The 13,251-nt window shown below is 61.2% G+C and carries 9 protein-coding genes; 4 read left to right on the top strand and 5 right to left on the bottom strand.

The features are described from left to right. Window positions 1-184 precede the first annotated feature (184 nt). Genes Q6E04_RS07995 through Q6E04_RS07985 form a run of 3 tightly spaced genes read left to right on the top strand, consistent with a single transcriptional unit; the run spans window position 185 to window position 3,425 of the window. Window positions 185-1,021 (top strand): phosphorylcholine transferase LicD, encoded by an 837-nt coding sequence (locus Q6E04_RS07995; protein WP_303250254.1) that lies wholly within the window; start codon window positions 185-187, stop codon window positions 1,019-1,021. Window positions 1,022-1,024: 3 nt separating this feature from the next. After that, on the top strand, window positions 1,025-2,308 hold the full coding sequence (locus Q6E04_RS07990) for a lipopolysaccharide biosynthesis protein (protein WP_303250253.1): 1,284 nt from the start codon (window positions 1,025-1,027) through the stop codon (window positions 2,306-2,308). Continuing rightward, window positions 2,298-3,425: a glycosyltransferase gene (locus tag Q6E04_RS07985; RefSeq protein ID WP_303250252.1), complete on the top strand. Its 1,128-nt coding sequence runs from the start codon at window positions 2,298-2,300 to the stop codon at window positions 3,423-3,425. Before Q6E04_RS07990 ends, Q6E04_RS07985 begins: the two co-directional genes overlap by 11 nt. A gap of 87 nt (window positions 3,426-3,512) precedes the next feature. Here Q6E04_RS07985 and Q6E04_RS07980 read toward each other — a convergent pair whose 3' ends face one another. The 5 genes from Q6E04_RS07980 to Q6E04_RS07960 all read right to left on the bottom strand — a co-directional run bounded on the left by Q6E04_RS07980 (window position 3,513) and on the right by Q6E04_RS07960 (window position 12,048). Beyond that, window positions 3,513-5,675 carry a hypothetical protein gene (locus Q6E04_RS07980; protein ID WP_303250251.1) on the bottom strand — a complete coding sequence of 721 codons (2,163 nt, stop codon included), beginning with the start codon at window positions 5,673-5,675 and terminating at the stop codon, window positions 3,513-3,515. Between the two features lie 104 nt (window positions 5,676-5,779). Continuing rightward, window positions 5,780-8,731 (bottom strand): N-acetylmuramoyl-L-alanine amidase, encoded by a 2,952-nt coding sequence (locus Q6E04_RS07975; protein ID WP_303250250.1) that lies wholly within the window; start codon window positions 8,729-8,731, stop codon window positions 5,780-5,782. 84 nt (window positions 8,732-8,815) lie between these two features. Beyond that, the gene (locus Q6E04_RS07970; protein ID WP_303250249.1) at window positions 8,816-9,091 is read right to left on the bottom strand and encodes a hypothetical protein; all 276 of its coding nucleotides are present in this window, start codon (window positions 9,089-9,091) and stop codon (window positions 8,816-8,818) included. Between the two features lie 4 nt (window positions 9,092-9,095). Further along, window positions 9,096-10,205: a hypothetical protein gene (locus Q6E04_RS07965; RefSeq protein ID WP_303250248.1), complete on the bottom strand. Its 1,110-nt coding sequence runs from the start codon at window positions 10,203-10,205 to the stop codon at window positions 9,096-9,098. 52 nt (window positions 10,206-10,257) lie between these two features. Further along, window positions 10,258-12,048: a phosphotransferase gene (locus Q6E04_RS07960; RefSeq protein WP_303250247.1), complete on the bottom strand. Its 1,791-nt coding sequence runs from the start codon at window positions 12,046-12,048 to the stop codon at window positions 10,258-10,260. Between the two features lie 273 nt (window positions 12,049-12,321). On the opposite strand from Q6E04_RS07960, the gene Q6E04_RS07955 reads away from it, so the two are divergent. Then, complete coding sequence (locus Q6E04_RS07955; protein ID WP_303250246.1) at window positions 12,322-13,104, top strand: ABC transporter permease; 783 nt, start codon at window positions 12,322-12,324, stop codon at window positions 13,102-13,104. Window positions 13,105-13,251 lie beyond the last annotated feature (147 nt).

Below are 13,251 nucleotides of genomic sequence, written 5' to 3'. Positions count from 1 at the left end.
GAGCGGCGCATACGGCTCGCCGAACCCTTTTCATGAAGAAGCCGCCCGATAACGAACGCGAACGAAAGTCACGCCTTGCTGTTGTTTTTGTTCCCATCCGCCATTTCGACGACATTCTCTCTATCATAAGTGGTTCATGACAAAAAACACCGTGCATGGCTTCATGCCCTTTTCAGGAGGCTTCGTGAAAAAACGCCTATCCTCGGACGAAATCAAATCGATCGAATTGAATATCCTCCTCGAGCTCGACCGCATCTGCGCCGAGCACGACCTGACCTATCTGCTCGCCTACGGCACCTGCCTCGGCGCGCTGCGCCACGAAAGCTTCATACCCTGGGACGACGATATCGACGTCTTCATGCCGCGCGACGACTACGAGAAACTCTATGACCTGTTCCAAGACGGAATCGAAAGCCCCTACAGGCTTTTGACGCATCGCGACGAAAGTTCGATCTATCAATTCTTCAAGCTGGTCGACCCCGCCACCGAATCGTACGAAACGTTCGTCGGCAAAAACCACCCCATCGGACTGTGGGTCGACATCTTCCCTCTCGAACAAGTCGACCTGTCTTCGAAAAAGGAGCTCGATGCGCTCATGCGCAAGCACGAGCGCATCGGCCTGAAACGAAGCTTCGCCGTGGCCGATTCATCCGTCGGGTCGACACCTGCTATCAAACTGGTGAAAAAGATAGCCTGCCCGATCGCGAGAGCGCTTTTCGACGTATCGCATCTCAATCGGCTTCTCGAAAAAGACGCGATCGACATGCCCGCGATCACCGGAGTCGATGCCTCGACATCGCGCGAGGAGGGATACGTCTGCGATTTGCTCGGAGACGCGAACATCATCGAGGCTTCCCTGCTCTTCCCTCCTCGAAGGGCGCCTTTCGAAGGCCGTATGCTGCCTATCCCGAACCGCGCGGAAGAATATCTCGCGCTCAACTACGGAGACTGGAAGGCATTGCCGCCCGAAAGCGAACGCCACGTGCATTTCCCCGAAGCATACGCGATCGACGGGAAGTAAGCGATGGCCGAAATGCAAAAAGACAAACCTCGGGAGCTCTCCCTCAAAGCGAATGTCCTGTGGAACTCCATCGGTTCGATGTTCTATCTGGGATGCCAGTGGCTCATCACGGTCCTCGTCGTACGCCTCTCGTCCGGATTCGATGCGGCGGGCCTGCTTTCGCTAGCAATGTCGGTCGTCGGCATCTTCGGCACATTCGCCAATTACAAAATGGGAACCTACCAGATCTCGGACATTCACCGCGAGAACACGCTGGCCGAGTACCTGGCGTTCCGATGCCTCACGCTCGGCCTGTCGTTCGCGGCCTGCATCGCCTACGCCTTGATCACTTGCCCGCCCCACGCCATCATAACGGTGGCCTTGTTCTTCATCTATAAAGGCGTCGGCCTGCTTATCGACGTCCTGCACGGCACCGACCAGCAGCACCGCCGCATGGACTACATCGGCAAGTCGTTCATGCTGCAAGGCGTCGCGTCGATCGCGGCCTTCGCCGTCGTCTTCTACCCGACGCAGGACCTCAACCTCGCCATCGTCGCCATGACTATGGCCGTCGCCCTGGTCTTTCTGCTCTTCGACATGCGCAAGACCCGGCAATTCGAACCCATCGCCTTGCACCTCACCCGCAAAAAGGCCCTTTTCTTCCTGAAGACCTCGCTTCCCGCCGTCATCGCGGCCGTCGCGGCAAGTGCGATCTTCACGATTCCCAAGCAGTATCTTTCCATGGTCGGCGGCGATGCGGCACTCGGCATCTATTCGTCGGTCGCAGCGCCCGCGCTGATCGTGCAAATGGGCGCGACGTATCTGTACGGACCGCTGCTCGACATCTTCCCCAAACACTTCTTCGACGGGAAGATGAGCGATTTCGTCAAGCTGTTGCTTCGTACCGTGCTGTCCATCATCGCCGTGACCGTCGTGTGTTGGGTCGTGTTGCTGTTCATCGGAGAGCCTGTACTCGTGCTGCTATTCGGCCAAAGCATCGCCGAGCACGTCTATCTGCTCTACCCCGTGCTCATCGCCACGTCGGCGACGGCATTCCTATGGTTTTTCGGCGACCTGCTTATCGCGCTGCGCGATTTCAAGGCCAACTTCATCGGCAACGTGGTGGCGCTTATCGCCGTTATTCCCCTGAGCGTGGCGTGCGTGAATATCTGGGACATGAACGGCGTCAGCTTCGCGGGTATCGGCGCATGCGTCGCCGGCGTCGCGTATCTGACCTTCGCCCTTGTGTCCGCCACCCGCAAACAATCCGCCCGCGAAAAGAAGCAGGAGGCACCCCGTGAGCAATAACCCCGTTCGCATCCTGCATGTCATCGGCGCGATGAATCGTGCAGGCGCCGAAAGCATGCTCATGAACCTCTACCGAGCCTGCGACGTCGACCGTATCCAATTCGACTTCCTCGTCAACGACGAAGGCGATTACGACGACGAGATCATCGCACGCGGAGGACGCATCTATCGTATTCCACGCTATACGATCGCGAACCGCCATGCATACCGCAAGGCGTGCGTCGAGTTCTTCGATGATCACGACGAGTTTCCGATCGTGCACGGCCATATCGGCCTGCCCGCCGCCATCTATCTCAAAGAGGCGCGCAAAAGGGGCATATACGCGGTCGCGCATTCCCACGCACAGAACTATCCGCTCTCGCTCGCCGAGGCGGTCTTTCGCATCGAATCGCGCCCGGTGCGGCGCAATGCCGATTACTTCATGGCATGCTCCCGCCAGGCGGGCATCGACCGCTTCGGAAAAGACGTCGTGGAAGACGAGGCGCGTTTCCATGTGCTCAACAACGGCATCGACCTGGCCGCCTATCGCTTCGACGAAGAAGCGCGCCGCGCATTGCGCCATGATATGGGCATCGACGAATCGGTTCCCGTATTCGGCCACGTCGGCCGATTCGACCCCGTGAAGAACCACCGTTTCCTACTCGAAACCTTCGCCTGCATCCTGCGTCGCGAACCGGCCGCGAAGCTCGTCTTGGCGGGCAAGCCCGACGACGGGGCCGTGCGCGCCTATGCGCGCGAGCTCGGAATCGAAGACGACGTCGTGTTCCTCGGCGTGCGCGACGACGTGGCCCGCGTGCTATGCGCCTTCGACGTGTTCGTGTTCACGTCGTTCAAAGAAGGACTCGGCATGGCCGTCGTCGAAGCCCAGGCGTCGGGCCTTCCCTGCGTCGTGTCGACGGGCGTTCCGGCCATCGCCCGCGTAAGCGACGCGGCCTCCTTCCTCGACCTCGACCAGGGCGCCGAGATATGGGCCGATACAGCGCTTGCGAAACTCGACGAGCGACCCGTCTGCCGCGACGCGTTCGTCGAAGGCGTCAGGGAAGCGGGATTCGATATCGAAACGACGGCCGCTTGGCTGCAGGATTTCTACCTCGACCGAGCCGCGCATTCCCGCTGACGCGCCGCGGCATCGCAGATTGGCGGACATCGCCTCCGAAACAAACGAAGGGCCTCGTCCCATCACGAGGCCCTTCGCATCTCTTGATCACCAGCAGCCCTTGATCAGGACGGTCTGCTGATACAGCTCGGATTTATTGGCGTTGTTGAAGCACGCCGAAATGCAATTCTGCGGATAGATCTGATGCCACATCCTGTTCTCGTACGGAGTGTCGCCCCAGAAGAATCCGATATGGCAGTCGATCGCGCCGTTGGTCTTGAAGAAGATGATATCGCCCTTATCGGCCTTGCCGCTGGCGAGCATGCTCGCCACGCTGTCGAAGGTATACATCTCGGCACCGTGTTCGACGGCATAGCCGTACCACCGCCACGCATTGACGTAGCCGCCGCGGCCGGGGCCCGTCGGCCAAGGCGAGTAACTCTGAGTCCAGCCGATGGCGTCGAGGTCGCCCGCACCGCCGGCCGTCGCATAGGCGTGCGCGACGAAGCCGGTGCAATTCATTCCCACGAAGCCGTCCCAACGCGGGGCGCCGTTGGGATACATGCATGTGTCGGGGCTCAAACCGCCCGAATACGCCGTTCCCCAGTAATACCAATCGTTCTCATGCGACCACAGCCACTCCACGAGCCTCGTGCGAGACACGCCGAGCACCGACCCGGTATTTTCGACCCAGCGGCCGCTCATGTCGAATTTGTAGGCGGAGCCGTCCGTGTAAACCCAGCCTGTGGCCATGGCGCCCCAGCTGCGCAGCCAATACCATCCGTCATCCAGCTGCAGCCAGCCCGTAGCCATGACGCCGCTGGCAGGATCCATCCAATACCATGAGCCGCCGATATATTGCCACCCCGTGGCCATGGTGCCGTCGTCGCGGCAGTAATACCACGAACCCGCCTCGTCGATCCAGCCCGTCTGCATGAAACCCGCGCCGTCGAACTTGTACCAGGAACCGTTCGCTTCATGCCAACCCGTGGCCATGGCCGCCGTTTCCTCGTCGAAATAGAACGAGTAGCCGCCGATGTTCTGCCAGCCCGTCTTCACGGCGCCGTCGGAACCGAGCCAGTACCACACGCCGTCGCGCAGCATCCATTCCGTATCCATGACGCCGCGGGCATCGAAGCAATACGTCTTGCCGCCGTCTTCGAACCAGCCCGTGACCAAAACGCCGTCTTCTCCCGCGTAATACGTCCTGCCGTCGACGCTCTGCCAGCCCGCCGCGTCGAAGCGCACGGCGCCCGTGTCGTCGGCGAAGCGCAGCACGCCGTCCACCACGACCGACCCCTTGGCCAAAGCGCCCGAACCGTCGAACCAGTACAGCTTGCCGTCCTGCTCCACGAAACCCGTGGCCATGGCGCCCGTTTCCGAATCGAGCCAATACGTGTTGCCGCCGGCGTTCAGCCAGCCGCGTTCAAGCGCGCCGGAACCGTCGGCATAATACCAGCGGCCCTCGAAGAAGCACCATCCGTCGATCGCCACGGCGCCGCCCGCAGGCGCGCAGAAGCGAAAGCCGTTCACCTCGAACAGGCCCGTGGCGAGAAGGCCGCCCTGTTCGGGGTCGAGCCAGTACCACGTGCCATCGATGAAGGCCCAACCGTACTGCAGGGCCCCGGTGGCGTCGGTCAGGTACCAGCCGCCGTCCGCGAACACCCAGCCCGTGGCCATGACGCCGTCGGCGCCCAGACGGAAGCGCACGCCGCCCTCGTCGAGCCACGCGTCATGGGCCATCGCGCCCGTCGCCCGGTCGAACCAATACCAGTCGCCGCCTGCATACACCCATCCGGTGCGCAATACGCCCGAGGCGTCGGCGTAGTACCACATTCCGTCATACAGTCCCCAGCCGTCCATGATGATGACGCCCGAGGCGTCGGCGGCGTAGCGATGGCCGTAGGCCTCGAAAGCGCCCGTCGCCATGGCTCCGCCCGCCTGGGGCTCGAGCCAAAACCAATACCCGTCGAGAAACAGCCATCCGGTCGCCGGAGCGCCTCCCTGCTCGCCCGCCCAATACCAGCGGCCGTCGACCAGGTTCCATCCCTTCTGCAAGACGACGGGCGCGGGGGTTTCGGCGGCATCCCCCTTCGCCACGCTCTCGACCTCAGGGGATCCCTCGACGGAAGCCGCGTGCTCGACGGCCCGGTCGGGCGCCGGCGCAAGCGGCGCCGCGTCATCGGCGTATGCGCCGCCCGCGCCGAAGCACGTCGCCGCCAGCGCGATCGCGAGAATCGCAGGACGGCCTTTCATCTTCGCCTTCTCCATGATCCCTCCTCATGCGATGCGACCCGAAGCGCGTGTCATGCGAAAACGCCCTTCGGTGCCTCGATTCGACGTCGCCTGCGTCCCACCCCTAAGACATTCGAAAATCAGGCGAAATACTCATCCATCATAGCAGCTAGATCGTATCCGTAGCCCCGAGCGGCGGCCCAGCCTCCGCCATAGGGGTTATCGGGTATGCCGAGCCATTCGACATACGGAGCCGTATTCCTCTTAACGTAGGAGAAGCGCCCGTCGACGCACGGGCGGCTCAAAGCCGCATCGGAACCGTATGCCTTCAGATGCTGTGCCTGGGCAAGCAGCCCTTGCGCGACGTTCGCGAAGCTCTCCCCCGCAACGCCGCCGCCCGTCGCGCCGAGGCCGCCGAAATTGAATTGCCCGATCGCCACGTCGCCGCCGAAACGCAACCAGCCGGTCTCCTTCATAGCCTGGCAGAACAAAACCTCGGGACGAACGCCTTCCGCGACGGCTTGGTTATAGATGGTTTCGCAGAAATCATGCAGCGTCGCCGCCCCGCCGCGGGAAAGCTCATCCGCAGGATAGGCGGCCCCCGACCGTCCGTACGCGCGCACCATGGCGTCGACCGCCGCCGACTTAGAAGCGGACGGCGCGCCCATCACCGGCTCGAGACGCCCGATGGCGTCGGCATCGTAGCGCCCCGACGAATCGAAGAAGCACGGAACGCCATCGACAAGCACCCAGCCCGTAACCATGGCGCCCGAGGACGCAAGATAGTATCGGTCGCCGCCGACCTCGAGCCATCCCGTCTGCATGACGCCGCCGTCCGCCAGGTAATACCACGAGCCGCCCGCAAACAACCAACCCGTCTGCAACGAGCCGTCGCCATTGAGGTAGACCCAGTCATTTCCCTGCATGCGCCAGCCCGACGACCCTTGCACAAGACGGCCCGAATCGTCCGCAAACCACAACGTGCCGGCGAAGTCGCGGAAAATGCCCGACGCCATGGCGCCGCTGCCGTCGAACCAATACCACGAACCCGCGATGCTGCGCCAGTCGATCGCCATGGCTCCCGATTCGTCCAGCCAGAACCATGCATCGCCGAGATGCAGCCAGCCGGTGCGCATGGCTCCCGAAGAATCGGAGTAATACCAAACGCCGTCGAGACAATACCAGCCCGTATCCATGGCGCAGGTGACGGGATCGAAGTGGTACCACGTCCCGCCCAAGTTCCGCCAGCCCGTAACGGCCCTGCCCTGCCCATCGAACCAGTACCATGCGCCATCGATCTGCGCCCAATTCGAAAGGACGGTACGACCCGAAGCGTCGGCGTAATGCCACGCTCCGGCGTCATCGAGGACCCAGCCCGTGAGCATGGCTCCCGAGGCTGCGAAGCAATAGCGGTCCGAGCCGATCGCGACGCAACCCGTGGCCATGACGCCGAGTTTGTCGAACCAATACCACGAACCGTCGAGGAAGCGCCAACCGGTCGCCGCGTACGGCTCGTAGTAATGCCAGGTCCCGTCCTCGCACTGCCAGCCCGAAAGCAGGACGCCCGAGCCGTCGGCGGCATAACGCGCGCCGTCGACGGTGAACCAGCCCGTATCCATCGCGCCCGAATAGGCCAAATGATAAATCGCGCCGCCCTGCTCGAGCCACGAGGCACGATGCATGGCGCAGGTCGAAGGGTCGAAGTAATACCAGGAGCCGCCGATGAAGCGCCAGCCCGACACCGCATAGCCGCCGCCTTCCAGCCAATACCACGAGCCGTTCGCATACAGCCATCCGTCGGCCGCGGGCAAACCGTCGATGAGGTAGCGAAGCGACCCGCCCTCCGACGTCCACGAGACGTTCGTACGCAGTCCGTACGATTCGGCGATTCCGCGCGCGTCGGCGCGACCCATGCGTTCGAGCATGCGATCGTCGGCGAGCATCGCGGCGTCATCTTCGTTCGTGATGAAGGCGTGCTCGACGATCACACCGGGAATGCCGGCCCTGCGCGCATGGCGGATGACACCGTAATAATCGGCCGTCGATCCGTTCTCATACGACGATTCCGCCCAATCGCGAACCTTCGGACCGCGGTCGGCCAGGCCGAGCGTAGACAGTTCGTCGAGAATCGCGCGCGCGAGCTCGGCGCCCTTTTCGTGCGTCTGCTCGTATTTCCAACTGCTGGCGTTTGGGTACCACACTTCGGCACCATGGGCGGAAGCCGCGGCGGAATTGATATGGATGCTCACGAATACGCTCGCGCCTGCAGCGACAGCCCGATCGACGCGTTCGGTCAGCGAATTGAGCGTCTCGTTTCGACCGCGGGTCATAATAACCTCGACGCCCGCATACGTCTCGAGCTCAGCCTTGCAGTATTGCGCTATTTTCCAGTTAAGTTCGGATTCCTCGAGGCCGTTCGCAACGGCGCCGGGATCGCTTCCTCCGTGCCCTGGATCGAGCGCGATCACGATCGACCCCTGTTCCGCCGACGCGCGATTCAAAAGACGCACGACGGATCCTTCGGGCGCATCGGACTCGAAAACGCGCAAAACGGGCAGCGGCGAGGCATCGAGAGAAGATGCGCTCTCGAGTACGCCTTCATCGGAAAGGGTGTAGACGGAGACGGCCTCATGCGAAGCGTCCCGCCCCAGCATCCGGGCGCCTTCGACCGAGAACGAGCACGGACGGCCGCCGTCGGATGCGACGTCGACGACCGATTCGACGCTTTCGCCCGCAAGCGTATACGCCACGCGTTCGAGCACGTAGGTCCCGGGCTCGTCGACGAAGAAATCGAAAACCGCCCCGGCGCCATCGCATGCCGAGGCGCCATAGGAAAACGACGCGCCGTCCTCGATTCTTACGAACGATGCGCGCGCCGCCGCGATACGCGCCGCATCGTCCGCGAGGACGACCGCGACGACCTGGGCGTCGCCTGCGGCGAGCGTCGCCGTATCGGTATAGACGAATTCGATCGAATCCGCGCCCTGCACGCTTTCGGCCGCAGAAGCGCTCGCGAACGCAATGCTCGCGGCGAACAGACACGCAGACAACGCGACGATCGATGGAAGAAGAACAGACCTGAAACGCGCCATGGGACCTCCCGGAAACGCGAGCCGACACCGTCTGCGCCATTGTATCCCATGGCGGGGCCTCCAGGCCGCGCGGCGCAGCCCTCCTTAGCCCAGGTAACGCCTGGCCATGTCTTTGCCGAAGTCGTTGATGCGGTAGTAAATGACCAGCTCGCCCCGCTCATCAAGATCGCAGCGCGCTTCGTCGAGGATTCCGTTTTCTTTCGCGGTGGCCAGAGCCTCTTCGACATCGCGGCTCGTCAGCATCTTATAGCCGCCGTAATCGGGCTCCAAAGCGGCCACCACGCCTGCGGCGCAATCCTCGCCGCCGGCGACGAAGTGCTCGATGATCGCGTAATGCAGGGGAATCAAATCGTTGCCCATGCGCCTAGCCTTTCTTCTTGTTCGAACGGAGCAGGTCGGCAGGATCGACCGCGATGCAGAAGATGCCCGCCACCATGATCAGAGCGCCGATCCACTGCACGGCCGACAGCGGCGGATAGTCGGCCGCCATGCCGCCGATATTGCACAATCCCATGAGAACCCAGATGAAGAACGGACCCCAGAAGGCGTACATGCCGTTGCATGCCATGCCGAGCGCCGTGCCGCACATCGAGTTGCCCTTGTACCAGAAGGAAAACGCAGGCATGGCGAAAAAGCCCGATACGAGGAAGAAGAGCATCGCAGGGCTCGTCACAGCCGCGCCGAGAACGGCGAGCAGCGTATCAAGACCGCCGCCGATGGCCATGAGCAGCGGAAACACCACGAACAGCTCCAGCAGGCCCGCTGTGACCTGGCGGATAGCGATGCCGATGCGGTAGTCGATCAAGATGGTGCCGAAACCCGCCACGCAGCCCTCGAAACCCCATCCGAACGCCGCGAGAAAGGCGAACAGGCAACCCATGAATGCGCCGGGGCCCATAGCGGCGAAGCTTGTTCCGCCGATCAGCGCGGCGGCGAACAGGCATATGGCGATACCTGCGACCTTATGGGCGCCGAGGCTCTGCTTGAAGAAGATGCGGCCCAAAACCGCTCCGATAGCGCAGTTGAGCGCGGCGATCGGCACGATGACGCCCGGATTGCCCGCAGCGGCGGCCGAATTGAGCGCGATGACGTAGGCGATGGTGGCGAAGGGACCGCCGATCGCCGCGCACAGCATCATGATGCGGCCCGGCTTCGTCTTAACCGTCTTCCACAAGTCGCCGACCTGGCGGTTCTTGGCGCATACCGCCACCGACCACACGCCGCTGATAAGGTCGTTGAGGCCCGCGGCCAGCGCCGCCAGGGCGAAGGCGACGACGAAGGCGCCCAGCGCAGCCTGCCCCTCTCCCCATTCGAGGCCCGCGAACCACGACCCCCAAACGCCTTGAGTCTGAGCCAGCGTGAGAAACCCCGTATACAAACCGTAGCAGATGCCCGAGGCCACGGCGAATGCCAGGCCCCTCACGAAGTACTTTCTCCTGCGCTGTTCACGCAGTTCGGCAACACGCTGTTCCACGATCAACCCGCTTTCTTCCTATCGAATCGTCTTTCGAATGCGCGCCCGGACGCTATGCGTCCTGCTCAGCGCCGTTCTCGTACCAAGAGATGACCTTGTCGAGATAATTCACGGCGTATCGGTAATAAATGTAGAGCCACTCGCCCACATGCTCGCCCTGGGCCTCTTTGAACAGCGACCAGACGTACCAGCACCAGCCCGCCATGGCGACGTATCCGAAGTTGTGACGAAGTTCTTCGAAAGAAGGCGTGCGGCCGAAATAGAACGACAGGGCCTCTTCAGCCCGTTCGTAGTCCAGCTCGCTGCACACCACGAACGTTCCGAAGTCGCTCGCGTAATCGGACATGCCCGAATACTCCCAGTCGATCAGATACATCTTGTCGCTCTCGTCGATCAAGAAGTTCAATGAGAAGAAATCGTTATGCGTCAAACAACGCCTGGCGCCGTCGGATTCAAGGTGCTTTTTCAGACGATCGGCCTTCGCGGCCATCTCCTGGAAGCCTTCTATGTCGATACGGCCCTTGGCTTCCTCGTAAAGTGCGGCATATTTTTTCGATTCATCGTAGAAATCGAAGGCGCGGCGCGTTTGCATCGGCGACTCGTGCAGGGCGCGAGCCATCTCCATCGCACGCCTTACCTGGTCGGAGTTAGATGGGTCGAGCTGACGCGATCCGGGAATGAACCGCGATATTTTCCAGCCCTGCGACGGATCTTCGAAGATGTACGTATCGTCGAGGCCGAGGTCTTTGGCCAACGACTGCGCCACCAACTCCGCCTCGCGGTCGATGATGAGTTCCGTTCCCGCGCCAGGATGACGATAGACGTATTCGTCATCGCCCACCGCGAAATGGCACGACAGGTTGGTCAATCCCTGCTTCAGGGGATAGACGTCATGGATGCTGTCGACATCGCAGCCCAGCACGGCGACGATGTTGTCGAAGACCTCGGAATCCACATTGCGCAGGAAGTACGGGTCGAAATCGCGCAGCTCATCGAGCGAATCGAATTCATGGACGATGTCGTCACCGTACGGACGGGCCACCATGTCGAACTCTTTGATATGGTCGGCGTAAATCTCCTCCCACAGCTTGTCGGCCGTTGCGGGGAGGTCGTATTCGCGTTCGAGGATATCGACGAACGTGCGCGAGAAGGCGCGATCGAAATAGACATGGCCCAGCATGACGAGCGAATCCCTGCCACCCACCGTAACGGATTCGATGCGTCCGCCGACGCCCTGCTTGATGCACCATTCCTTCGTCTCGCCCTCCACGAACGTAGCCGCGTAGAACGCCTTGTACACATATTTTTCGAAAGGATTGACCGTGAAGTAATCGTCGGACGAACAGATATAGGTATTGCCCAACTGCTCGCGCACGACCATGAGCGAAGAGTTGTTGTTTCGGGAAGCATACTCGTCATTGACCGCTATTTTGACGCCGAACTCGCGCTCCAGATAAAAGAAATGGGCCTTTTTATAGCCTACCACCACGGTGATGTCGGTGATTCCCGCCTCCTGCAGCTGACGGATCTGGCGCTCGATCAAGACCTCTCCGCGCACCACGAGCAGGCCCTTGGGCTTCTCGTAGGAAATGGGCGCGAAGCGCGAAGAGAGGCCCGCAGCCATAATCACGGCATTATCGACCCTGTATCGGTCGAGACACGCGCGACCCGATTCCGTAGACTCGTAGCCTTCCACCATTCCTCGTTCGGAAAGCGATTTCAGCGCCCTGTTGGCGCTGCCCAAAGAAACCCCCGCCGCCTCGGCAAGGGAACGCTGATTGCCGCAAGGCGAAAGGACGATGGCTCGAAGAACCTTGAATTCGTTTTCTGTCAGCACGCGCATCCTCCCTTATGTGTCGTGCATCCTGGCGTTCACGAAGGCCGCCAGCCTATGTTCCATTTTTATCAATGGTATCAATATTTTGAACATACGTAAATATGACAAGAATTTTGCATACATGACGATTCCGGTCAAAGGACAAAGAACGCGGGCGCCCGGCCGACGGCTGCGTTCTCTCGAAGCTCTTTCGATGAAGAATGCAGCGCCGGCGGCGCGTGGGGTATAATTTCGGTTCGTTTGTATTCCGACGAACTATAAGAAAGTCACAGGTACGCCATGTCCAACGCGATAAACAAGGCAACCTTGAAGCGCAACTGGTTCACCATCTCATCGCTCGTCTCTAAAGACTTCAAGCTCAAATACCGCCGCAGCGCCCTCGGCGTCGTCTGGTCGGTGCTGAACCCCTTGCTCATGATGATCGTCCTGAGCGCCGTGTTCAGCACGTTCTTCCGCTTCGACATTCCCAACTACCCCCTCTACATCATTCTGGGCAACACCCTGTTCGCCCTGATGTCGGAGTCCACGACAGGCGCCATGTGGTCGATCCTCGACTCATCGTCGCTCATCAAAAAGGTACGCATCGAGAAGCTGATATTCCCGATCGAAAAGGTGCTCTTCCAGCTTGTCAACTTCTGCATCTCGCTGATCGCGGTGGCGATCGTCATGATCTATTTCAAGGTGGCGCCGAGCCTGAGCCTGCTCATGCTGCCCGTGCTGCTGCTGTTCGTCGTGCTGTTCTCGGCGGGCCTCGGCCTGGCGCTTTCGGCCCTTGCCGTATTCTTCCGCGACGTGTGCCACCTCTGGAGCGTCGTGATCACCGCCTGGACCTATGCCACCCCGCTTTTCTACCCCGTCGTGGTGCTTCCCGACTGGATGATGCCCATCATGGAGCTTAACCCCATGTATCACTACGTCTCGTACTTCCGCCAGCTTCTGCTCGACGGCACCGTTCCCGGCCTCCAGGAGAATCTGATCTGCCTCGGCATGGCCGTGGTCACCTTCGCCGTCGGCCTGCTCATCTTCAAGAAGAGCGAGAAGAAGTTCATCCTCTACGTTTAGGAGAAGCCATGCCCGAAGTTGTCAACACCACCCCGCTTTCCGGCTTCTCCGCCCTTCCCGACGAGCCCGAGCGCGAGACCGCCATCGCGGTCGAGGACGTGTCCATGATCTTCAACATGGCCAACGAGCAGCTCAACAGCCTCAAGG

Origin of the sequence: uncultured Slackia sp., from assembly GCF_959608125.1 — a bacterium.
GTDB lineage: Bacteria > Actinomycetota > Coriobacteriia > Coriobacteriales > Eggerthellaceae > Slackia.
The sequence above is the reverse complement of the archived record's forward strand: the minus strand, read 5'-3'. Positions and strand labels throughout refer to the sequence as shown.